Source organism: Gelidibacter sediminis (genome assembly GCF_004364975.1).
In the GTDB taxonomy this organism is placed as follows: domain Bacteria; phylum Bacteroidota; class Bacteroidia; order Flavobacteriales; family Flavobacteriaceae; genus Gelidibacter; species Gelidibacter sediminis.
The window spans coordinates 47734-72685 of the sequence record NZ_SOBW01000008.1 but is presented as its reverse complement, the minus strand read 5'-3'; the positions used below and the strand labels follow the sequence as shown (position 1 = coordinate 72685).

The window sequence follows — 24952 nt, the reverse complement described above, 5'->3', positions numbered from 1 at the left end:
ATCAAAAACCACCACTTACAATAAATTTAAAATAGGATTAATAGGTTTTAGAAGTTACAGATGCAACGCTTATAAGCCATAATATAGGAAACAACCCATCACTAAGAGCACACGATTAGCGCGTGTGCCGCAATAAAAATATAGGCTTATAGAAAATTCACTATTTGAAGAAAGAGTCTACAAATTCAAACTTATTGAACACTTGTAAATCGTCTATACCTTCACCCACCCCAATATACTTGACAGGAATTTTAAATTGATCGGAAATCCCAATGACTACACCACCTTTTGCGGTCCCGTCTAATTTTGTAACGGCTAAAGAAGTTACTTCTGTAGCGTTTGTAAATTGTTTTGCTTGCTCAAAAGCGTTCTGACCTGTTGAGCCATCTAAAACCAAAAGTACATCGTGAGGTGCGTCGTGAACAACTTTTTGCATTACCCGTTTAATTTTGGTCAATTCGTTCATCAAGTTTACTTTATTATGCAAACGTCCTGCAGTATCAATAATGATGACATCCGCATTTTGATTAACGCCACTTTTTAGTGTATCAAAAGCCACAGAAGCTGGATCGCTACCAAATTCCTGCCGCACCATAGGCACATCTACACGATCAGCCCAAATTTGAAGTTGGTCAATAGCTGCGGCCCTAAAAGTGTCAGCTGCACCAAGAACTACGCTTAACCCCTGTTTTTTAAATTGGGAAGCTAGCTTACCAATAGTTGTTGTTTTACCAACCCCATTTACACCAACAACCATAACCACATAGGGCTTCTTGTCTTTTGGAACAGTAAATTCTGTTGCGTTACCACTGTCTACCTCCGACAATAAACCTGCAATCTCCTCTCGTAGAATTTGATTTAGTTCAGCAGTCCCTAAATACTTATCGCGCGCCACACGCTCTTCAATTCTATCTATAATTTTAAGAGTCGTATTAACACCAACGTCGCTAGCTACTAGAATCTCTTCTAGATTATCAAGCACATCATCATCTACTTTAGATTTTCCGGCAACCGCCTTGTTGAGCTTTGTAAAGAATGTAGTTTTAGATTTTTCTAAACCTTTATCAAGGGTTTCTTTTTTTTCTGAAGAGAATATTTTTTTAAAAAAGCTCATGATCCTTAAGTTATTTGTAATTGGTTGTTGCGCTCATTACTATTGATGCTAGGATTGCGGTAACCTGTGTGTTTACAAGTGGTCGCACAAAAAACTAATAACAAATTTCTTGCCCTTAAATTCAAACTGCTAATTTGTCATATTCAGCTCAAATATAGACATAAAAAAACTGCTTTCAAATGAAAGCAGTTTTTAAAAATATAGTGAATATATTTATTTTTTGTTTAAAAATTCGTCCACAAACTCAGGTGCCATAACTGATTCAACGAACTGGTAAGCTCCTGTTTTAGGTGATTTAACCATTTTTATAGCTTTGGTTAATCGTTTAGATCCTGTTTGTAACGATGCTACTGATTTCTTTGCCATGACTTACTTATTTTATCTCTTTATGAACTGTCATACGCTTAAGGATAGGATTAAATTTTTTAATCTCCATTCTGTCTGGCGTATTCTTTTTATTTTTTGTAGTAATGTAACGAGAAGTTCCTGGTTGCCCAGACTCTTTGTGCTCAGTACACTCTAATATAACTTGAATTCTATTACCTTTTTTTGCCATTATCTTAACGTTTTAGCTTGTGGCTATTATTTTAAAAATCCTTTAGATTTTGCTTCTTTGATTGCAGCAGAAATTCCAATTTTATTGATGGTTTTTAACGCTGATGTAGAAACCTTTAAAGTTACCCATTTATCCTCCTCAGGAATATAGAAACGCTTTTTGATCAAATTTGCATCAAATTTACGCTTCGTTTTATTCATCGCATGAGATACGTTGTTTCCAACCATCGCTTTTTTTCCAGTAAGTTCACAAACTCTTGACATTCTTTCTAACTTTAATGATGTTATTTAAAACAGTTTGCAAATTTAGTAAAACTTTACAATATCAACAAACTAAAATTGTTACTTTTTTGAAATTTCTTTTTGAAGCATTTCTAACGCTTTTGTCGCTGCCCTATTAATAACTTTAAGTCGGTGATTTCCAAAGGTAAACACTTCAGAAAACACCTTTTCTCTTGTTGCAATGGCAATATATACTTTTCCTATGTCAGCATCTGCATCTCCTTTACTAGGTCCTGCATTACCGGTTGTGGCAATGGCATAGTCTGAATCAAACAATTTAATTGCAGATGTTGCCATGGCTTCCGCCACTTGGGCGCTAACTACTGAAAACTCCTTAATCAATTGGGGATCAACTTTTAAAACCTCTATTTTAGACTGGGTAGCATAACTGACTACACTCCCTTTAAAATAGCGTGAGGCTCCTGCATTTGCTGTAAACAATTCGGCTATCTTACCACCTGTACAACTTTCAGCAGTCGCTACTGATTTTTTTGACTCTGCCAATTGTTGCCCTATAACAGCTTCAATTGAATCATCGCGTTCAAAGCCCACAAAAATATCTTCAATTTGTGGCAATACAAGCGCAATCTGACGTTTTATTTCATTCTTAATTAAATCCTTGTCCATAGACTTCCCAGAAAGCCGTAATCTCACCCGTCCTAAACTGGGTAAATAAGCAAGTTTGATATATGGTGGTAATTGGTTTTCCCAGGCTTCAATACGTTCGGCTAATGCACTCTCGCCCAAACCATAGGTCAAGATGGTTTCATGTTGTATATATGGAAACTTAAATTGTGCTCTCAACTTTGGAATTACAGCATCATCAAGCAATCCTTTCATCTCATACGGCACCCCTGGTAAAGAAATAAAAACTTTTCCACCCTTTTCTAGCCACATACCAGGAGCACTGCCATGATAATTCATCAATACCTGTGCTTTTGAAGGCACTAAAGCCTGATCCAAATTAATTTGAGTAGGCGTATTATTGAGATGATCTTTCCAAATGCGGTAAATATTTTGGGTAACATCTTCATTGCGAACTAAAATATCATCAAAATATGCAGCAAGGGTGTTTTTGGTAATATCGTCTTTTGTGGGGCCTAATCCGCCTGTAATAATGATAATATTGGCGTTTGCCTCTGCTTCTTGTAAGGATTTAATGATATGATCCTTATCATCCTGAACAGAGGTAATCTGATAAACGGAAACGCCTATTTTATTGAGTTGTTTAGCGATAAATGCTGAATTGGTATCAACTACTTGACCAATTAGAATCTCATCGCCAATGGTTATGATTTCTGCTAACATTAGAGGTTGAAATCGCTCTTAATTTCGTCCACTGTCTTTTCAATAGCTTCCAAAACCGTTTTAAGCTGCAGTGCTATGTCTTCTCCTTTTTTCTCGAATTTACCCCAATCCTGAACAATTATCAAGTCTTCTAAGACTCCAAGCTCAAACAAATCAACGGTCGGTTTCATTTTATGTGCAGCCTGATAAGTGGTGTAATAATCAGCCTCTGCAACTGCTTCTTTAAGTCGGGCAGCATCCTCTGGCACTTCCTCCACAAATGCAGCAGCAAGCGCCATCACAAAATCCTCATCGCCATCAGCAAGTTCGCGAACACGGTAAAGTTTATAATTATTTTCCATTTCTACTTCACTGTTATTTTAAATAGTTCATCGCTTTCAATCATACCCCTTAGCTCGTCATTGGCCTCAACTTTAGCAACACCCGCTGGAGTTCCGGTAAAGATAATATCTCCTATCTTCAAAGTGAAATATTTTGAGACATATTCTATAAGTTCATCAATTTTCCAGAGCATGTGACTTGTATTGCCATGTTGCACAACTGATCCGTTTTTCTCTAATGAGAAATTAATGGCATCTACAGAATCAAATCTCGATTTTGGAAGCCACTTGCCCACCACAGCAGCCCCGTCAAAAGCTTTTGCTTTTTCCCAAGGCAATCCTTTTTCCTTTAATTGGTGTTGTAAATCGCGCGCCGTGAAATCAATTCCGAGACCAATTTCATCATAATATTTATGGGCGAATTTTTTATCAATGTATTTTCCAACCTTATTAATTTTCACTAAGATTTCCACTTCATGATGCACATCACTAGAAAAATCTGGAATAAAGAAAGGTTGATTTTTTAATAAAACAGCCGTGTCTGGCTTTAAAAACACGACAGGATCTGTTGGCTTTTCATTGGCCAACTCCTCAATATGTTCTGTGTAATTACGACCTATGCAAATGATTTTCACTTATTACCTCTATTTGTATTTATTATTATAATTAAATCCTTTGTTATGTTGAAATAATTAAAATAAAGCACCTTCGTGACCTTTAATATGGAACGGTCGTGTAACAATACATTCCATTAACAGTTCACAAAGAACTCATCAGTATTGCTATTAAGCCAATTTATTATTAAACGCCCGCAACTTAATAGCTGTCAACACTTTTTTAGTGTACAATGGAAAGTCAGCATTAAGCAACCACCCAAAATATCCAGGTTCTTCATTCAACACGTCTTCCACGCGTTTCGACTTGTGTTTTCCGAAAGAAAAACACTCCTCATTATATTTGTTAAAGACGATAAACCCAGCAAAATCAGCAAACTTTTTACGGGAGCTGAATTCGGCCAAAAACTTGGTGTCGTTCTCCAACTCCTCATACCTTGCCAACTGCGCCTTTAGAACTTCGTAAGTGGCTTCAGTATCTGCGGCGGCACTATGGGCATCGTCTAAATTCTTATCGCAATAAAACTTATATGCGGCAGAGAGTGTGCGCTGTTCCATTTTATGAAAAATAGTTTGCACATCCACAGCTACGCGTCCTTTCATATCAAAATCGACATCTGCACGCAGCATTTCTTCAGCCAACAGTGGAATATCAAATCGATTGGAATTAAACCCAGCCAAATCTGAATCTTTTACCATGGCATGGATATCTTTAGCCACCTCCCTAAAGCTTGGTTTATCTGCTACATCAGCATCAGAAATACCGTGAATTGCCGTAACCTCTGCCGGAATTGGCACCCCCGGATTTACCAACCAACTCTTACGCTCCTCTTTACCATCAGGAAAAACTTTTAAAACAGCAATTTCCACAATCCTATCTGAAGTAATGTTAACACCTGTGGTTTCAAGGTCGAAAAAGCAGATGGGTTTGTTAAGGTTGAGCGTCATAACGATATTGGTATTATATGTTTATTAGTAGCCTTATAATTGGCGCAAAAGTAAAAAAACCCAGCCAGTTTATGGTTGGGTTTATGATTTGTTTAGGTTTTGAACTCTTAAAATTATTTTAGTCTACTAATATCTGAAACAATTTCCGAAATTAAATTTCTCTATTCATGTCCCAAGCCTCCAAATAATCTTTAACGGCTTTTACAAACTGTCCGCCAAGCGCACCATTTACAACACGATGATCATAAGAATGCGATAAAAACATGCGGTAACGGATGCCTATGTAATCGCCTTGAGGCGTCTCAACAACCGCCGGGACTTTTCTAATAGCACCTAATGCTAAAATACCAACCTGGGGTTGATTGATAATTGGTGTACCCATGATACTTCCAAATGTTCCCACATTTGTAACTGTATAGGTACCACCTTGTATATCATCAGGTTTTAATTGATTAACACGTGCTCTGTTTGCCAAATCATTAACGCGCTTGGTCATCCCAAGTAAATTCAACTGATCAGCATCCTTAATTACTGGTACAATTAAATTTCCATCAGGAAGTGCCGCAGCCATTCCTAAATTAATGTGTTTTTTCTTGATAATTTTATCATCTTGAAGCGAAATATTCATCATTGGGAAGTCGCGAAGCGCTTTTGCTACGGCTTCCATAAAGATTGGCGTAAATGTCAAACTTTCGCCTTCACGTTTCGCAAAATCGTTCTTAACTTTATTGCGCCAATTCCAAATATTAGTCACGTCAGCTTCTATAAAACTTTGAACGTGCGCCGATTTTTGAACCGATTCTACCATATGATGTGCAATCAATTTGCCCATCCTGGTCATTTCAATAATCTCATCGCCATTATCTGAGACGCTAGGGGTAGCTTTAGGTTTCTCAGCTACTTTTTCTGTTTTGGCAGCACTAGCTTCTAGCTTTTCTTCTTGAGGCGCCGCTTTAGGTGCTGATGTTTGGTCTTGCGCCGTTGCTGCGGTAGACGCTTGCGCTGACGCAGGAGTCGCTGTTCCCTTATTCTCAATATAATCCAAAATATCAGATTTAGTCACACGACCTTCTTTTCCGGTGCCTTCAATTTGATCCAATTCAGATTGGGAAATCCCTTCCTGTCTTGCAATATTTTTAACCAAAGGCGAATAAAAGCGATCTTCAGTAGAAGATACAGGAGCTGCAACAGCGTTTCTAGCCGCTTCAACTGTCTTTGCAACTTGTGCCACCTGAGGCGATTCAGCAACAGGCGCCTTAGCAGGCTCCTCTTGTACGGGCGTAGATATTGCAGCCGCATCAGCCTCGGTTTCAATAATAGCTATGGTTTGACCTACTTTAACAACATCATCCACATTAAAAAGAATCTCAGTCAAGACCCCATCCACTTCGCTAGGCACTTCACTATCTACTTTATCAGTAGCGATTTCTAACACTGCTTCATCAGCTTCTATAGTTTCGCCAACATTCTTCAACCATGAGGTAATCGTTGCTTCTGCTACACTTTCTCCCATCTTAGGAAGTTTCAATTCAAACTTTGCCATATTATTATTCTAATGCTAAAATTTTTATTTGCTCTTGCAAAATTAGTTAAAATTGCCATACTTCATTACATAATCCTCTATAATTTCCGAAATCATTATGCATATATTCATTGGCATTAATTTAGTTGAAGCACGTCGCCTCGTTGCTGTGAGCTATCACTTCCAATTATAAATTGTGCACTTGAAGATAAAATTCTAAACGTGAACGATTTCTTTTGATCTGATGTAGACATTGCAGATATTATATCCTTATAGGAGAGCGTACTTTCATCAAATATAATTTGGGAATGCGTGGCTGCATCATTAAGCTGATTGACAACGGTATACTTAAAGGGCATGGGCATATTAAAAACAGCGTTTTTAGACACTATTATATGCTCACCAACTTGAAAGCGCACTGCTTTAGGCGACTTCCTGTTACGTATAGACAATTTTATTCCCAACCAAACTATGGCATTGAGGAGCGCATGTGACTTAAAATGTTTATTATAAAAAATTTGCATCGCCCCATAAAAACGTTTCGCATACAATCGATTTTTTAGAGTGCTTTCCCCTTTGAAATGAATGATGGAGGATTCTCCATAATAGTAGTTGCAATAGCCCGCTTTTAAAACTTTATAAGACAAATCTATATCTTCTCCGTACATAAAATAAGCTTCATCAAAACCGCCTACAGCGTCATAAACCTCTTTTTTTAAAAGCATAAATGCTCCTACCAATACATCTACCTTTCCAATTTCAGAAGCCGACAAATGATTGGCATAATAACTATTTGAAAAGCCTATAATTTTTTTCAACGCCACTAATGGGGTGGGAACATGTCTCTTGCTCTCTGGTAAGAATTTGCCGCGACCATCAATTAGCTGACAACCTATAATTCCTAAATAAGATTGATTCTTAGCGTAATTCAAACAGTTTATAAACGTATCCTCAGCCACAACCGTATCCGGATTAAGGATGCAGATATATTGGCCCTTCGCCTGCGCGACCCCCAGATTATTTGCTTTAGAAAACCCAAGATTTTGACTGTTCTGAATAAGTTTAACTCGAGGAAATAACTGTTGCACCATTACACAACTATTATCTGATGAATTATTATCAACTACAATAATTTCAGCATCCAAGTCAGTAATTGCTACCTCTACACTTTTGAGACATAATTCCAAAAAATAGCGCACGTTATAGTTTAGTATGACAACGGACAGTTTCACGAGCCTCTCAAGATTTTAAGGAAGCTTCAAAAGGTATTCTGTTTAAAATACTTCTTCCAAGAGTGACTTCATCTGTATATTCCAACTCGTTACCTACTGAGATTCCCCTTGCTATGGTTGAAGTAACAATCTCACACTCCTGAATTTGCTTAAAAATGTAAAAATTAGTGGTATCGCCCTCCATTGTGGAGCTCAGGGCAAAGATTAATTCTTTTACACGGCCTTCTTTCACTTTAGTTACCAAGCTAGCAATATTTAGGTCATTAGGCCCAATGCCATCCATAGGCGATATTTTACCTCCCAATACATGGTATAAACCTTTAAATGAACTGGTATTTTCAATGGCCATTACATCTCTGATATCTTCAACTACACAAATAATTTCTTCGGCACGTCGCGGATTTGCGCAAATTTCACAAAGCTCTGTATCACTTATATTGTGGCAACTTTTACAAAACTTAATGTCATTTCGCATCAGTTGCAAAGCTGAAGCCAAATGCAAGGTTTGCTCTTTGGGTTGCCTTAGTAAATGCAAGACTAATCGCAATGCGGTACGTTTACCAATACCTGGGAGTTGCGACATTTCATAGACTGCTTTTTCGAGTAGTTTTGAAGAAAATTCCATGTTACAAAATTACAATTTTAGTCCACATTTTAAGCGCATTACTTCAGACTTATTTTACATTGATTCTCATAATTTTGGATTTTGAATTTTTTAATAAGTTATTTGCGCCTTAATTATAATGCATGAATTCTACAGCCATTATCCTGCTTATCCTCTCTTATTTTGGAGTTTTGGTTTTAATTTCTTTGCTCACAGGACAAAAATCGGACAATAGCACCTTTTTTAAAGCAAACCAACAGGCACCTTGGTATGTGGTAGCGTTTGGAATGATTGGCGCATCACTTTCTGGGGTCACTTTTATTTCGGTTCCTGGTTGGGTGGAGTCTTCACAATTTAGCTATATGCAAATGGTGTTGGGGTATATTGTTGGATATCTTGTAATTGGTACCGTGCTCCTGCCCGTCTATTATAAACTTAATTTGACCTCCATTTACACCTATTTAGAGCAGCGTTTTGGTAACGCTTCCTATAAGACGGGGGCATCATTTTTTCTGATTTCTAGATTGGTAGGATCCAGTTTCAGGTTGTATTTGGTAGCTAATGTGCTGCAAGTGCTACTTTTTGATGATTTAGGTGTAAGTTTTTGGCAAACGGTAACCATTACTGTGTTTTTAATATGGCTCTACACCTTTAAGTCGGGTATCAAGACTATTATTTGGACGGATACGCTACAAACCTTATTTATGTTGATAGCAGTTGGGGTCGCGATATATTATGTAAGCGATGATTTAGGCATCAGTGACGGGAATTTTTTAGGTTTTGTTTTGGAAAGTGACCTCACCAAAATCTTCTTTTTTGAGGATTTTAAATCGGGCGATTATTTCTGGAACCAGTTTATTTCCGGAGCGTTTATTGCCATTGTGATGACAGGATTGGACCAGGATATGATGCAAAAAAACCTGACCTGTAAAACCCTAAAGGACGCGCAGAAAAATATGTTCTGGTTTACCATTATTTTAACTCTGGTCAACTTTGTGATTTTAAGTTTAGGACTATTACTAACGGTTTACGCGCAAAAGAATGGCATTGACGCACACAAAGATGAGCTTTTCCCTATATTGGCAAAAAATCATTTAGGCATTGGCGTGTTTGTTTTCTTTTTATTAGGATTGATTGCTGCAGCTTATAGCAGCGCAGACAGCACATTAACCGCATTGACAACCTCCTTTAGCATTGACATTTTAGACATTGAAAAAAAATATGATGCGGCCAAGCAAATTGCAATCAGAAAACGCATTCACATCTTAATTTCACTTGTGTTAATCGTGGTGATCATCGCTTTTAAATACGCTATAAAAGATGAGAGCGTTATTGCAAAACTCTTACTTTTTGCAGGCTACACCTACGGCCCCTTATTAGGGCTTTATAGTTTTGGCTTATTTACCACATGGCAAATCAAAGATAAATGGGTACCTATTATCGCTATTCTCTCACCAATTCTGTCCTATTTAGTCAGTTTGAACAGTTTAAAATGGCTAGGATTCGAATTCGGCTATTTTATTCTCATCCTTAACGGTCTTTTAACCTTTACAGGATTAATACTGATTAGAACCAAGCAGCACTAAAGTACACGCGGTTTCAAAATCGATACCTGCCTCTTTTAGCAGTTTAAAAAACTCCGGATTTTCGGTACCAGGATTGAACAGCACACGCTTGGGCTTTAAACCGATTAGATAATCATAAAATGGCGCCTGCCTTGTAGCATTCATGTATAGAGTAACCGTATCAATATTAGGGTAAGGTTTCAATTCTGTATCAATTTGAACGCCTGCAACCTCCCCCTCCCGCAATCCGAAAGCCACGATATCATGTCCGTGAGACTGCAGTCTATTAATTGCCAAATTGGAATACCGTCCAGGGTTGAGTGAAGCACCAAACACCAAGGTTTTTTTATTTACATCCATAATTTCAAGACTAATTTTTATAAAAATAATATTATTAGAGCGTAACAATACGCAAAAATACTCGTCTCCTATATAACAATCAAATCAAAATTCATCAATCAAATCAAAAAATCACTCACAAATGAAATCATTAGTTTTATTATGCATGGTAATGTGTACCACATTATATGCCCAACCCTCAGCGACAACCCCTCTAAAAGACGGTACAATTTCAGGAAAGGTTTTGGATGCTAGTCAAAATCAACCGTTACCCTATGTTACCATAATCATCAAAAATAAGGGCAACGAGAATGTCACTGGCGCCATTACTCTAGAGGACGGCAGTTTTACCATTTCAAAAATACCTGAAGGCCAATTTTCTGTATTGATTCAATATATGGGATACAAAACCATTACACGGCCTTTTTATATTGGAAAAGATAATTATGAGGTCGATTTAGGCAACATTTTTTTAGAAGAAGATGTCGCGGCATTAGACGAAGTGACAGTGGTGGCAGAAGTGTCTACCATTCAACAAAAAGTTGACCGCAAGGTTATTACCGTAGGCAAAGATCTCACAACATCAGGAGCCACCGCATCTGACATCATGAACAATATTCCTTCAGTAAGCGTTGACCAGCAAACCGGAAACTTAAGTTTACGCGGCAATGAAAATGTTAGAGTCATGGTAGATGGTAAATTATCAAACGTTCCTGTAGACCAATTGTTAAAACAGATTCCGTCAACCTCCATCAAACAAATAGAATTGATCACCAATCCTTCGGCAAAATATAATCCTGAAGGCATGAGCGGGATTATCAATATCATCCTTCATAAAAACACAAATATTGGCTTTAATGGCAACCTTAACATCGGATTGACCAAGGAAGTGAATGCCCGTTTCAACAGTTCCATCGATTTGAATTATCGTAACGGAAAATTCAACCTGTATGGTAATTACGGAAACAACATTGGCAATAGTATCAATTACGGTATCATAGAACGAACGGATGACAATTCTCAACAATTATTTAATTTTGACAATAACAACAAGTCTCACCTTTACAAATTTGGAGTCGATTTTTACGCTGATGACAATAATACCATTTCTATATTTACAAATCAGAACAGTTATGATGGAAAAGGAAAAGGCCTCACCAGAATTCGCTCAGTTAATACTGAAGAACAAAGACAAGAGTTCAACAATATTTCAGACAACCTTTCTTCTCAATACAATTTAGTATACAAGCATTTATTTGCTAAAGAAGGCGAAAAAATAGAATTGGAAGCCGATTATAATGTTTTTGAAGCCCATGAACATTCGAATTTCAGTTATTACAATATCTCATTTCCGCCTAATTACATGGATATTGTAAACACTGAACGTGATCAAACTACAATTAATATAGATTATGTGAATCCGCTGAATGATAAGACCAAATTAGAAGCAGGTCTTGAAGCGCGATTATTTACTACGGATGTCCATTATAATTCGACCGGGCAATCTTATGATGAATCAGGATCAATCATTAATACACCGCGTACCGATTTCAATTATGATAGAACTATATATTCAGCCTATATTACTTTTGGAAAGACAATTGAAAAATGGAGTTATCAAGTAGGCGCCCGTGCTGAAGCGGTTACAGATGAAGCCGAAGCTAAAAGTTATGCTGACAACTCCATAAGCACTACACCCTTTAAGAATGACTACCTACAGGTGTATCCATCGGCATTTTTAACCTATACACCAAGTGAAAAAAATTCATACCAAGCCAGCATAAGCCGACGTGTAGATAGACCAGGATTGCAACAAATAAATCCTATCAGAGAATGGAGCACACCATTAGTATCATCTTTTGGAAATTCAGAATTACAACCGCAGTTTACCAATTCAATTGAATTAAACTACACGAGAAAACTAAATAAGGGCACAATTACCGGAGGTGTTTTTTATAGAATTGTTGAGGATGAAATTAACCGTGCTGTCTTTATAGATCGGTTAGATTTGAATAAGGTGATCTTAACTTACGATAACTTTGACAACACCTCAGCTTATGGCATAGAACTTTCCAGTAGTTACAAGCCTGCAAAATGGTGGAGTTTTAATAGTAGTTTTGATCTTTTTGCACAGACTCAAACAGGTATTTCTGAAGTTTTGAACACGCCAATTGGCCAAGACCCGAATGTTGCTGATATTGCGCTTACCAAAATTGAAGTAGATAATATTGCCTATAGTTTTAGAATGAACAATACTTTTAAAACAACTAAAAATCTAACACTTTCATTATTTGGCTTGTACAGGTCAGCACGTGAGGGGATTCAATTTACAGGTAAATCAATGTATTTTGTCAATACGGGATTACGCTATACATTTTTGGATGATGCCGCCACATTTAGTTTTAATTATAATGATATCCTTAATACGATGCGCGGAGGATTTGAAGGTAATAGACCTTATAAACAAGTTGGTGAATTCAATTGGGAAAGCAATACCTGGAATGTTGGATTATCATACCGATTTGGCGGAGGAAAATACAGAGCTTTACAACGCAAGAATAGAGATACAAATGAAAAATCAGGTGGCGGTGGCTTCATGTAAATAAGAACCAATAAGCTGTTGGATTAATTAGCTTTCAAAAACATACGGCTCATATAAGTAGTCACAACACGAATGTTAATTTTGAAAGATTAAACTTTCAAAAACTTATAGGTGTGTTAAATTGTTAGTTAAAATTGCCCTCTAACGAAATAAAACACAAGTTTTTACGTCTTAGTTAATGTGATAAGTTTTTAAGTTAATCAGTTAATTTAATTAAGTGTTAGTTGATGTTGATTAATAGCAGAAAACCCGAAACTTAAGTGTTTCGGGTTTTTATCATTAGTGTGCAAATGTTAGCGTATTTGAGCTTTGAAGCGTCTTAATCCATTACCACTTAATAACCACGCTTCCCCAAGTAAATCCACTTCCAAAAGCTGCCAATACAACCACATCACCTTCTTTAATTTTACCTTCTTCCCAAGCTTCAGTAAGCGCAATTGGTATAGAAGCTGCGGTGGTATTGCCGTATTTTTGAATATTATTAAACACCTGATCATCAGTCAATCCAAATTTCTTTTGAATAAACTGTGCAATTCTTAAATTGGCTTGATGAGGAATCAGCATATCTATGGACTCCTTTTGCAAATTATTCTTCAATAGGCCCTCCATAATCACTTCACTAAATCTGACCACAGCGTTTTTAAATACAAACTGACCGTTCATATGCGGGAAGTAACTTTCATCATTAGGGTCATTATCTTTTAAAATGTCATTCACCCAACGTTTGCCCATTCCTGGCGCCACCAGCACCAATTCTTCTGCATGTTCTCCTTCTGAATGTAAATGAGTTGATAATATTCCTTTTGAGCTATCTTCTTCTCTAGTCAAAATTGCTGCGCCTGCACCATCACCAAAAATAACGGTCACCCCACGACCACGTGTGGTTTTATCCAATCCATGCGAATGCAATTCACTTCCAATAACCAAAATATTTTTATACATTCCTGTCTTAATAAACTGGTCGGCCACAGACATGGCATAGATAAAACCTGAACATTGGTTCCTCACATCTAATGCTCCTACCGTTTTGATACCTAAGGCATGCTGAACCTGAACTCCAGGACCTGGAAAATACATATCCGGACTTAAGGTGGCGAATATGATAAAATCTATATCATCTTTATCTATTCCTGCACGTTCAATAGCTACTTTAGCGGCTTTCACCCCCATTGCTGAAGTGGTGTCCCCTGAATTCTCAATGGCCCATCTCCGTTCTTTGATGCCCGTACGTTCTTGTATCCATTCGTCACTTGTATCCATCATTTTAGAAAGATCATCATTGGTCACCACATTATCAGGCACATAATGGCCCAATCCAATTATTTTGGAGTTATACATAAGTCATTTTTTAGTTTTAATAGTCTTGCAATTTAAACAATATTCATAGTTTTCATAAAATTACCTGTTTTTTATACAATAATTACAATGCCAGCACATCATTTTAACATTTAGTTAGTGAGCATGCACGATGCTTTTGAGTATTTTTAGAGTTTTAACCAAAACTAACTACAATGAAAGCATTATTACTAAGTTTTCTATTGACATGGTCCATGATTAGCATTGGGCAGGTCAATTTATCTTATCAAAAACCAGATCAGAATATCCTAAATTTGGCCGAGGCACCATTAGCACCACGCATCAGTATGGACACTAATGGTGAAAATATTTTATTTCTATATAGAAGTAATTACAAAACTATTGAGGAACTTTCTGAAACTGAAATGCGTCTTGGTGGATTAAGGATTAACCCCGTAACCAATATTGGCAGTAGAACGACCTTTTATACTGATATTAAAATGAGAAAAGGCAGAGACGGGAACCCACAAACGATTAAAGGAATGCCTGAAAATGGCCGTTTCGCATACGTGACATGGTCGCCCAACCAAAAATATGTAACTTTTACCAATACTACTTCAAAAGGTGTTGAATTATGGTTGGTAGACGTCAGTACTGTCGAGGCTAAAAAATTGACATCAGACAACCTTAATGCCAATATGGGTAGACCATACACATGGTTTAAAGACAGTAATTCATTGCTGGTTAAAACACTACCAACTTCAAAAAAACCATTAATAGATACTGAAGTTTCAGTACCAGAAGGTCCAACAATTTCTGTGAGTGAGGCTGGTGTAAAGGCTCAAAACAGAACGTATCAAGATTTGCTAAAAAACCCGAATGACGAATATAACTTTGAGCAATTAGCTTTATCAGACATTCAAAAAGTAAACTTAAATGGTACGTCCTCCAATTGGAAATCAACGGACATTTACCAAAGCTTAAATTTTTCGCCAGACGGTAAGTATATTTTAGTGACTACTATCAACAAACCGTTTTCCTATTTGGTTCCCTATAGCCGATTCCCTTCTACCACTACCATTTATGATGCTGCGGGCACTTTAGTAAAAAAGGTATTGGAAGTACCACTAATTGAAGATTTACCACAAGGCTTTATGGCAGAACGTACCGGAATGCGAGACTTGACATGGCGTAATGACCATCCTGCAACCTTAGTGTGGACAGAAGCTTTAGATGGCGGCGACCCTGCCAATGAAGTTCCTTTTAGAGATGAAGTTTTTCAACAAAAAGCTCCTTTTACGGCAAAAAAACAATCCCTTTTAAAAACGAAAGATCGTTTTGCCGGTATCCGTTGGGGTAATGAATCTACCGCCATTGCATATGACAGATGGTGGAATAGTAGAAATACAAGAACCTATTTATTTGATCCTTCTAATCCTAGCAAGGCGCCCAAGGTACTATCAGATAGAAATTACCAAGATGTGTATAGCGATCCAGGAAGTTTTGTAACAACCTTAAATGCTTATGATGAATACGTGCTCGATTTAAATGACAATAAAGCTTATCTAATTGGCGATGGCTACAGTGAAAAAGGGCAATTCCCGTTTATTGACGAAATGAATCTCAAATCGCAAAAAACAGAGCGTCTCTACCAATCTGCTTATACTGATAAAGTTGAAAATATCTCCTTTGCATTAGATGCTAAGGCTGGTGAATTTGTGGTTCAAATTGAATCTAAAAACGAATATCCAAACTACTATATTAGAAACATTAAGAAGCGTATCGCCTTACAACCTTTAACACAATTTGAGAACCCCTTTAAAAGTATTCAAGATGTACACAAGGAAGTTATTAATTATAAACGCGATGACGGATTACCACTCACAGGAACACTTTATTTACCAACTGATTATAAAGAAGGTGAAAAATATCCTATGATTATGTGGGCCTATCCGCGTGAATATAAAGACAAAAATAGTGCAGGTCAGAACACTTCCAATTCTAATGAATTCACCTATCCATATTATGGCTCTCCATTATATTGGGTAACCCGAGGGTATGTTGTTTTAGATGATGCCGCCTTCCCGATTGTGGGTGAAGGTGATGATCAACCAAACGACACATTTGTGGCGCAATTAGTTGGAAACGCTAAGGCAGCCATTGATGCTGTGGACGCAATGGGCTATATAGACCGCGATCGTGTTGCTGTTGGAGGTCATTCTTATGGTGCTTTTATGACGGCTAATTTATTGTCGCATTCCAACTTATTTGCAGCTGGTATTGCACGTAGTGGTGCTTATAACAGAACACTCACACCTTTTGGGTTTCAAAGTGAAGAGCGCAACTATTGGGAAGCTCCAGATGTTTACAATACCATGTCTCCTTTTATGAATGCTGACAAAATGAAAACACCATTATTATTAATTCACGGTGAAGCTGATAACAATTCTGGTACCTACCCAATGCAAAGTGAGCGCTATTTTAATGCTTTAAAAGGATTGGGGGCACCAGTAAGATTGGTGATGTTACCTAAGGAAAGTCATGGATACAGTGCCAAAGAGTCCGTAATGCACATGCTTTGGGAACAAGACCAATGGTTGGAAACCTATGTGAAAAATAAAAAGAAAGACATACCTTTAGAAAAAAAGGATACTCTAAAAGACTAATTCTACTATATTTTGCAAAAAGCCGTTCTAACTAAGAACGGCTTTTTTTATGTCATCTTGTCACAAATACTGACTTGGCATTTTTGTTGACTACTGCATGATGAGTAAAATATAAGTTCAAACAGTTTCCCTCCCCATAGTTATTGGGATTGGTGGGAACATTTAATAAATTAAATATGACAAAAGGTAATATTAATGTTTCGGTAGAGAATATCTTTCCCTTAATTAAGAAATTCTTATACAGCGATCACGAAATATTTTTACGTGAATTGATCAGTAACGCGACAGATGCGACTTTAAAACTTAAACATCTTACCAATATTGGGGAAGCAGCAGTAGAATATGGCAATCCAAAAATCGAGGTAAAAATTGACAAAGAAGGTAAAAAACTTCACATTATTGACCAAGGTATTGGGATGACTGCTGAAGAGATTGAAAAATACATCAATCAAATTGCATTTTCAGGAGCTGAAGAGTTTTTGGATAAATATAAAGATGCTGGAAAAGATTCAGGCATCATCGGCCATTTCGGATTAGGTTTTTATTCTGCCTTCATGGTAGCTGAGAAAGTTGAAATCATCTCTAAATCTTATAAAGAAGGTACTGAAGCTGCACGTTGGACCTGTGATGGTTCTCCAGAATTCACTTTAGAGCCAGCTAGTAAAACAGACCGTGGTACAGAGATTATCCTTCACATTGCCGAAGATTCTACCGAGTTCTTAGAAGAATCTAAAATCCGTGAGCTATTGACCAAGTATAACAAGTTCATGCCTATTCCAATTAAATTTGGAACTAAGGAAGTGAATGATCCTGATCATAAGCCTGAAACCAAAAAAGATAAAGACGGTAAAGAAACTACTGAGCCCCAAAAGAAAATTACTGTTGACAACATTATCAACAACCCTAATCCAGCGTGGACAAAACAACCAACTGAATTAGAAGAAAAGGATTACAACGCTTTTTATAGAGAATTGTATCCAATGCAGTTTGAGGAGCCATTATTTCATATTCATTTAAATGTGGACTACCCATTCAATTTGACCGGTATTTTATATTTCCCAAAAATGACGGCCGATTTAAATATCCAAAAGGATAAAATTCAGCTGTACCAAAACCAAGTGTTCGTTACGGATAATGTAGAAGGGATTGTTCCTGAATTCTTAACCATGTTACGTGGTGTGATCGATTCTCCAGACATTCCGTTAAACGTCTCTCGTAGTTATTTACAAGCCGATGGTAACGTGAAGAAAATTTCATCGTACATCACTCGTAAAGTCGCTGATAAATTAAAATCGTTATTCAATGAAAACCGTGCCGATTTCGAGAAAAAATGGAATGACATTAAAATTGTGATTGAATACGGAATGCTTTCAGAGGATAAATTCTATGACAAGGCTGATGCTTTCGCACTGTATCCATCGGTAGACGGCAAGTACTATACTTATAAAGAGTTAACAGACAAAATTAAGGACAACCAAACTGATAAAGATGGTAAATTGGTCATCTTATATGCGTCTAATGAAGATGCTCAACACAGTTATACTGAAGCTGCTAAAGCCAAAGGTTATGAAGTGTTATTATTAGATTCTCCAATTGTGAGTCACCTAATGCAAAAAATGGAATCTACAAAAGAGAACATTACGTTTGCACGTGTAGATGCTGATCATATTGATAATTTAATCAAGAAAGACGATACCAAAATTTCAAAGTTGACTGATGAGCAACAAAAAGAGTTGGAAGACGTCTTAAAAGAAGCTATCCCATCTGAAAAATTTATGGTACAATTAGAAGCGATGGATAGTGATGCGTCTCCATTTATCATCACACAACCAGAGTTTATGCGTCGTATGAAAGAGATGCAAGCAACTGGAGGTGGCGGTATGTTTGGAATGGGCAACATGCCAGAAATGTACAACTTGGTGGTCAATACCAATTCTGAATTGGTAGGTGAGATTTTAAATACCAAAACAAAGAAGAAACAAGAGCGACTAATTTCTCAAAGTTTAGATTTGGCACGTCTGTCTCAAGGATTGTTAAAAGGAAAAGAATTGAGTGATTTTATTAAACGTTCTTATGAAATGATAAAGTAAATCTCCATAAAGTGAGTCATTGTCTGAAGCCTTTTTAGGAGACGAAGCAACCTCATTAGCAAATTGTAAAAACCACTTCGTGAAAACGAGGTGGTTTTTTTATGATTACCATTAAATTCTAACTTTAAATATTTTGAGAGTTGAATCATCAATCGTAATATTGCAATGAATAGAATACTATGAAAGCACAATTATTTACACCAATTGAAAAGGTCATCAACACTTTAGACCCAACTAGCATTCCTGATGCGCGTAAAACTGTTTTACAACCGTTTATTGATTTTATACAATCTAAAGTGTCAGCACATCAAAACATTCGCTTAAATTTTATTTGCACCCACAATTCACGACGAAGCCATTTGTCTCAAGTTTGGGCGCAGACTTTAGCCCACCACTTCAATATTAAAAATGTATCGTGCTATTCTGGTGGAACAGAAAGCACCGCGGTGTTTCCAATAATTGTAGAAACTTTGGAAAAATCAGGATTTGAAATCGAGATGCTTTCCCAAAGTGACAATCCTATTTATAGTATCAAATTCGCTGAAAATGAACTTCCAATAATTGGATTTTCAAAAAAAATGGATGCTGCTTTTAATCCGACATCTCATTTTGCGGCCATCATGACCTGTTCACAAGCAGACGGCGACTGTCCTATTGTTGCAGGTGCTGAAGGACGATTCCCAATTCCTTTTGAAGATCCAAAAACATTTGACAACACGCCACAACAAGCACAAAAATATATGGAGCGTAGTTTACAGATTGCTACGGAACTCTGTTATACTTTTTCAAAAATAGAGTGTTGAAGGTTTTACCGTGGGTCTTTACTTTAAAGTACTTCACAACCTAAAACACACCTATAACATCTCCCTTACTCTTCAATTAACGGCCTTATATTTCGGCACCACATTTTTGTTTTTGAAGGATTTAAAATTTATCTTCGAGCGAACCCGAAACGTCTGTGGACAAAAAGCGCACTTTTAATTGTCATATCCCCTTTCAAAAAATTCCCTTTTTTGAAAAATATCGCTGACCAAACCCACTCAGGCAAGCCCCTAATCATCTAGAAAACAACACAACATAACACTGAAACATATGAAAATAAAAAAGGTACTTATTGCCAATAGAGGAGAAATCGCAATTCGCGTCATGCGCGCATGTACTGAGTTGAATTTGGCTACGGTTGCGCTCTACACCTATGAAGATCGGTATTCGCAACATCGAAATAAAGCGGATGAATCCTATCAAATTGGTGAAGACAATCAACCTTTAAAACCATATTTGGACATGGACGAAATCATCGCATTGGCAAAGTCCAAAAATGTAGATGCCATCCACCCGGGCTATGGTTTCTTATCTGAAAATTCAGAATTTGCACGAAAATGTGCTGCAAATGGAATTATTTTCATCGGTCCGAACCCTGAAGTGATGGATGCTTTGGGCGACAAAATTACGGCGAAGAAAATTGCCACGAAATGCAATGTCCCAATTATAGAAAGCAATAAAAAGGATCTCACTACGCTAAAAATTGCCTTATCAGAAGCCAAACGTATTGGTTATCCATTAATGCTGAAAGCCGCTTCAGGTGGTGGCGGACGCGGGATGCGAATTATCAGAAAGGATGAAGATCTAGAACAGAATTTCGACTCAGCCAAAAACGAAGCGCTGAATTCTTTTGGCGATGATACCATGTTTCTTGAAAGATATGTGGAAGACCCTAAGCATATTGAAGTTCAAATAGTTGCTGACAACCACGGTAATATTCGCCATTTATTTGAACGGGATTGCTCTGTACAGCGCCGACATCAGAAGGTAGTAGAGATTGCGCCTTCCCATAATGTATCAGATAAAGTAAAGCAAGAACTTTATAAATATGCGGTAGATATTGCCACGGAAGTCAATTATAACAATATTGGAACGGTGGAATTTTTGGTCGATAAAGATGATAACGTCTTTTTTATCGAAGTTAATCCAAGAATTCAAGTAGAACACACAGTGACTGAAATGGTTACGGGCATTGATTTGGTAAAAACTCAAATTTTCGTAGCTGGCGGATATAAATTATCTGATCAACAAATTAAGATTTACGAGCAAGAGTCTCTTAAAACATATGGTTTTGCACTTCAGTGCCGCTTGACCACAGAAGATCCAAGCAATAATTTCACCCCAGATTACGGTACAATTACCACCTACCGAAGTGCGTCAGGAATGGGCATTCGTTTGGATGCCGGAAGTATTTATCAAGGCTACAGTGTGAGCCCGTTTTTCGATTCAATGCTTGTAAAAGTGTCAGCCCACGGACGGACGCTCGATGGTGCAGTACGCAAGATGGTGCGTGCATTAAAAGAATTTAGAGTGCGTGGCGTAAAAACCAATATACACTTTTTGCAGAATGTCATCCTTCATGACACTTTTAAAGAAGGAAAAGTGACGGTTAATTTTATTCAAAACACACCTTCCTTGTTTAAAATAAAATTGCCACAAGATAGAACAACTAAAGTTACTCAGTTTTTAGCCGAAGTAATTGTCAACGGAAATTCTGACGTTAAGTATAAAGATGACAACAAGATTTTTAGAAACCCTAAAGTTCCAAAGTTCAATATAAAAACATCCTATCCTAAGGGAACCAAAGATATGTTAATGGAAATGGGTCCAGATAAGTTCTGTCAATGGCTTAAAAACGACCACAAAATCCATTATACGGACACCACAATGCGTGATGCACACCAATCATTACTCGCTACACGTATGCGAACGTTTGACATGATGAAAGTTGCGGAGAGTTATGCAAAAAACCATCCAAACACCTTTAGTATGGAGGTATGGGGAGGTGCCACTTTTGATGTGTGCCTGCGCTTTTTACATGAAAGTCCTTGGACACGTTTACGCGAATTGCGAAAAGCAATTCCTAATATCTTATTTCAAATGCTTTTGAGAGGGAGTAATGGCGTTGGCTATAAAGCGTATCCTGATAACTTGATTGAAAAATTTGTTGAAAAATCGTGGGAAAACGGCGTGGATATCTTTAGGATTTTTGATTCTCTTAACTGGGTAAAAGCTATGGAACCGAGTATCAATTATGTGAGAGACAAAACTGGAGGGATTGCACAAGCTGCTATCAGTTACTCAGGAAACATTTTAGATATCAATGAAACTAAGTACAACTTAAAATATTACACGCAATTAGCTAAAGATCTTGAAAATGCAGGTGCGCACATGATTGCCATTAAGGATATGGCGGGATTATTAAAACCATACGCTGCCACAGAGTTGGTTGGCGCTTTAAAGGACACCGTCAAACTCCCTATTCATTTGCATACACATGACACCTCATCCTTACAAACTGCCACGTATTTAAAGGCTATTGAAGCTGGTGTTGATGTTGTTGATGTCGCATTAGGTGGTTTATCAGGTTTAACTTCACAACCTAACTTCAATTCTGTTGTGGAGATGATGAAAGGCCAACCACGAGCGCATGAATTTGATATTGATACCTTAAACCAATTTTCAAATTACTGGGAAGATACCCGCGAGTTGTACTATCCATTTGAATCTGGACTGAAAGCAGGAACCGCTGAAGTTTTTCAACATGAAATTCCTGGTGGACAATACTCCAATTTACGCCCACAAGCCATTGCTTTAGGAATTGGCGATCGGTTTGATGAAGTCAAAAAAATGTACGCTCAGGTAAACACCATGTTTGGCAACTTGATAAAAGTAACACCAAGCTCTAAAGTGGTTGGAGATATGGCAATTTTTATGGTGACTAATAACCTGACGCCAAAAGATGTCATGGAACGTGGCGAAGAAATTTCGTTTCCAGAATCCGTTATCAATTTCTTTAAAGGCGATTTAGGTCAACCGGTAGGCGGATTCCCAAAAAAATTACAGAAGATTATTCTGAAAAATCACAAAGCGTATACGGATAGACCTAATGCGCATATGAAACCTATCGATTTTGACGTGGAGTATGAAGCGTTCAAAAAGAAATTCCAAAAAGGGTTTACGCGAGCTATCGAAATTGAAGATTTCTTGTCCTACACTTTATATCCAAAGGTATTTGAACAAGCTCACGAAAACTACAAACTTTACGGAAACCTAAGTTTAGTGCCTACCAAGAATTTCTTCTACGGCATGAAGCAACGTGAAGAAACGCTGATTGAATTAGAACCAGGGAAAACAATTATAGTGAGGTTATTATCCGTAGGAATTCCTAATGAAAATGGCGTCAGAATTGTATTTTTTAGCGTCAATGGTGAAAATAGATTTGTGGAAGTACTGGATAAATCACTCAACATCAAAAAGGAAACTCACGAGAAAATAGATCCGTCAAATTCCAATCATATAGGCGCACCGTTACAAGGCTCCTTATATAAAGTGTTGGTAAAACGCGGACAAGTTGTGAAGGAAAATGATCCTTTGTTCATCATTGAAGCTATGAAAATGGAAACGACTGTCACAGCATTTAAAGCTGGAAAAGTAAAATCTGTAGCGCTTAAGGAAGGAACGATGGTCATGCAAGATGATTTGGTGGTGACGGTGGAATAAACCACTTGCCCGCTCTGCAGATTAAATTTCACTCGTGTTGTGAGTTTTTAAATAATTAATGTAGTTCAGTTTATAATCTAATGTCTGAGAAATTTAGAAATAAATATAGAATAGAATCTACCCGATTGAAGCATTGGGATTATGGAAGCAATGGCGCATATTTTATAACGATTTGCACCAAAAATAGAATCCAATATTTTGGCGATGTGGTAAAGACACAAAATATTGCGTCTCCACAGATGAAATTATCCGACATCGGTAAGATTGCAGATCAACTTTGGTTGTCAATCCCTGAACATTTTCCATTTGTAAAATTGGGCAATCACGTAATTATGCCAAATCATGTACACGGAATTATAATTATTGATAAAACGATGGGCAGGGAAACGGGTGCGGGGTTGGGCGCGGTAGCGACGCAAAATTTTGCGTCGCTACAACAACAAAACAAATTCGGACCAAAATCTAAAAATTTGACCTCCATTATTCGTGGCTATAAATCATCTGTAAAAACCTATGCCACCACAAATTCTATCGATTTTATTTCGCAACCATTATTCCATGACCATATCATTAGAGACACCAATTCATATCAAAGAATTTCGGATTAGATATTAAATAATCCAATGAATTGGAAAAAAGACACATTTTACAATTAATTACATATCTTGGAACAATGAAAAAACTCTTACTTATTTTATTGGTCTTGCCGCTACATTTGTTGGCGCAGGAGGCCCCTGGATCCGTTCAATTTTGGGATACCCTTAAAAATCATTGTGGAAAAGCTTATGAAGGCGAAATCATTGCTGGAGGAAAAGAAGGCGATGGCTTTACTGACGAAAAGTTAGTAATGCATGTGCGGTCTTGTGAAGATAGTGAGATTAGAATTCCATTTTTTGTAGGTGAAGACAAATCTCGAACATGGGTACTGACTAAGGGAGCAGATCATTTAATCCTATTAAAACACGACCATAGAAAACCGGATGGTTCTGATGATGAAGTCACGCAATACGGCGGACTAAGTCCAAACACAGGAAGAGCCGATATACAGTTTTTCCCTGCTGATCAATTTACCGCTGATTTATTGGCGCATGCCGCAAATAATGTGTGGTGGATTACCCTGGATGCAACATCATTTACCTATAATTTACGTCGCATTGGCACTGACCGATTATTTTCGGTGAAATTTGACCTTACAAAGGAAGTGGAAACGTCAAGTGCACCTTGGGGAAGTGAAGATTAATTTAGTATAAAATTGACCTTTAACATTAACACTACTAATCAAACAAAACCACTTCCTAACTAGAAGTGGTTTTTCAATTCACAAAAATTCATATGCCATAACATTAAAAT

21 protein-coding genes are annotated in these 24952 nt (G+C 37.3%); 8 read left to right on the top strand and 13 right to left on the bottom strand.

Annotated elements, in window-relative coordinates; all coding sequences use genetic code 11:
• Nucleotides 1-160 precede the first annotated feature (160 nt).
• From ftsY to recR, 11 genes are all read right to left on the bottom strand, one after another.
• Entirely contained in the window at nucleotides 161-1114 is a 954-nt protein-coding gene (ftsY, locus tag BXY82_RS06970) for a signal recognition particle-docking protein FtsY (protein WP_133757489.1), read from the bottom strand.
• A gap of 213 nt (nucleotides 1115-1327) precedes the next feature.
• Nucleotides 1328-1480 carry a DUF4295 domain-containing protein gene (locus BXY82_RS06965; RefSeq protein WP_133757488.1) on the bottom strand — a complete coding sequence of 51 codons (153 nt, stop codon included), beginning with the start codon at nucleotides 1478-1480 and terminating at the stop codon, nucleotides 1328-1330.
• A 7-nt stretch (nucleotides 1481-1487) separates the two neighbouring features.
• Nucleotides 1488-1670 (bottom strand): 50S ribosomal protein L33, encoded by a 183-nt coding sequence (gene rpmG, locus BXY82_RS06960; RefSeq protein ID WP_007648529.1) that lies wholly within the window; start codon nucleotides 1668-1670, stop codon nucleotides 1488-1490.
• A gap of 26 nt (nucleotides 1671-1696) precedes the next feature.
• On the bottom strand, nucleotides 1697-1933 hold the full coding sequence (gene rpmB / locus BXY82_RS06955) for a 50S ribosomal protein L28 (RefSeq protein WP_053977453.1): 237 nt from the start codon (nucleotides 1931-1933) through the stop codon (nucleotides 1697-1699).
• A gap of 78 nt (nucleotides 1934-2011) precedes the next feature.
• Complete coding sequence (locus tag BXY82_RS06950) at nucleotides 2012-3259, bottom strand: CinA family nicotinamide mononucleotide deamidase-related protein (protein ID WP_133757487.1); 1248 nt, start codon at nucleotides 3257-3259, stop codon at nucleotides 2012-2014.
• Entirely contained in the window at nucleotides 3259-3600 is a 342-nt protein-coding gene (locus BXY82_RS06945) for an Hpt domain-containing protein (RefSeq protein ID WP_133757486.1), read from the bottom strand. The genes BXY82_RS06950 and BXY82_RS06945 overlap by 1 nt, the downstream gene beginning before the upstream one ends.
• Before the next feature lie 2 nt (nucleotides 3601-3602).
• On the bottom strand, nucleotides 3603-4214 hold the full coding sequence (locus BXY82_RS06940) for a fumarylacetoacetate hydrolase family protein (protein ID WP_133757485.1): 612 nt from the start codon (nucleotides 4212-4214) through the stop codon (nucleotides 3603-3605).
• Between the two features lie 150 nt (nucleotides 4215-4364).
• A complete protein-coding gene (locus BXY82_RS06935; RefSeq protein WP_133757484.1) occupies nucleotides 4365-5141 on the bottom strand; it encodes a 3'-5' exonuclease in 777 nt (258 codons plus the stop codon).
• Between the two features lie 151 nt (nucleotides 5142-5292).
• A complete protein-coding gene (locus tag BXY82_RS06930; protein WP_133757483.1) occupies nucleotides 5293-6684 on the bottom strand; it encodes a dihydrolipoamide acetyltransferase family protein in 1392 nt (463 codons plus the stop codon).
• A gap of 116 nt (nucleotides 6685-6800) precedes the next feature.
• Nucleotides 6801-7895, bottom strand: a complete 1095-nt coding sequence (locus tag BXY82_RS06925; RefSeq protein WP_133757482.1) for a glycosyltransferase family 2 protein — start codon at nucleotides 7893-7895, stop codon at nucleotides 6801-6803.
• A gap of 7 nt (nucleotides 7896-7902) precedes the next feature.
• Nucleotides 7903-8520, bottom strand: a complete 618-nt coding sequence (gene recR / locus BXY82_RS06920) for a recombination mediator RecR (protein WP_133757481.1) — start codon at nucleotides 8518-8520, stop codon at nucleotides 7903-7905.
• Between the two features lie 122 nt (nucleotides 8521-8642).
• Between recR and BXY82_RS06915 the strand changes: the two genes are divergently transcribed.
• Entirely contained in the window at nucleotides 8643-10085 is a 1443-nt protein-coding gene (locus BXY82_RS06915) for a sodium:solute symporter (RefSeq protein ID WP_133757480.1), read from the top strand.
• Here BXY82_RS06915 and BXY82_RS06910 read toward each other — a convergent pair.
• Nucleotides 10056-10424 carry a CoA-binding protein gene (locus BXY82_RS06910; protein WP_133757479.1) on the bottom strand — a complete coding sequence of 123 codons (369 nt, stop codon included), beginning with the start codon at nucleotides 10422-10424 and terminating at the stop codon, nucleotides 10056-10058. The two genes, BXY82_RS06915 and BXY82_RS06910, sit on opposite strands and share 30 nt — an antisense overlap.
• A 121-nt stretch (nucleotides 10425-10545) precedes the next feature.
• Between BXY82_RS06910 and BXY82_RS06905 the strand changes: the two genes are divergently transcribed.
• A complete protein-coding gene (locus BXY82_RS06905) occupies nucleotides 10546-13005 on the top strand; it encodes an outer membrane beta-barrel family protein (RefSeq protein ID WP_133757478.1) in 2460 nt (819 codons plus the stop codon).
• 327 nt (nucleotides 13006-13332) lie between these two features.
• Here the strand turns inward: BXY82_RS06905 and BXY82_RS06900 are convergent, their stop codons facing one another.
• Nucleotides 13333-14343 carry a 3-oxoacyl-ACP synthase III family protein gene (locus BXY82_RS06900; RefSeq protein ID WP_133757477.1) on the bottom strand — a complete coding sequence of 337 codons (1011 nt, stop codon included), beginning with the start codon at nucleotides 14341-14343 and terminating at the stop codon, nucleotides 13333-13335.
• Nucleotides 14344-14516: 173 nt separating this feature from the next.
• On the opposite strand from BXY82_RS06900, the gene BXY82_RS06895 reads away from it, so the two are divergent.
• From BXY82_RS06895 to BXY82_RS06870, 6 genes are all read left to right on the top strand, one after another.
• A complete protein-coding gene (locus BXY82_RS06895) occupies nucleotides 14517-16967 on the top strand; it encodes an alpha/beta hydrolase family protein (RefSeq protein WP_133757476.1) in 2451 nt (816 codons plus the stop codon).
• Nucleotides 16968-17143: 176 nt separating this feature from the next.
• Nucleotides 17144-19057, top strand: a complete 1914-nt coding sequence (htpG, locus tag BXY82_RS06890) for a molecular chaperone HtpG (RefSeq protein WP_133757475.1) — start codon at nucleotides 17144-17146, stop codon at nucleotides 19055-19057.
• 179 nt (nucleotides 19058-19236) lie between these two features.
• Nucleotides 19237-19860 carry an arsenate-mycothiol transferase ArsC gene (locus BXY82_RS06885; protein ID WP_133757474.1) on the top strand — a complete coding sequence of 208 codons (624 nt, stop codon included), beginning with the start codon at nucleotides 19237-19239 and terminating at the stop codon, nucleotides 19858-19860.
• A 289-nt stretch (nucleotides 19861-20149) separates the two neighbouring features.
• A complete protein-coding gene (locus BXY82_RS06880) occupies nucleotides 20150-23602 on the top strand; it encodes a pyruvate carboxylase (protein WP_133757473.1) in 3453 nt (1150 codons plus the stop codon).
• An 80-nt stretch (nucleotides 23603-23682) separates the two neighbouring features.
• Nucleotides 23683-24210 (top strand): transposase, encoded by a 528-nt coding sequence (locus BXY82_RS06875; protein ID WP_133757472.1) that lies wholly within the window; start codon nucleotides 23683-23685, stop codon nucleotides 24208-24210.
• 65 nt (nucleotides 24211-24275) lie between these two features.
• Nucleotides 24276-24842: a hypothetical protein gene (locus BXY82_RS06870; protein WP_133757471.1), complete on the top strand. Its 567-nt coding sequence runs from the start codon at nucleotides 24276-24278 to the stop codon at nucleotides 24840-24842.
• The last annotated feature ends 110 nt before the right edge of the window (nucleotides 24843-24952 follow it).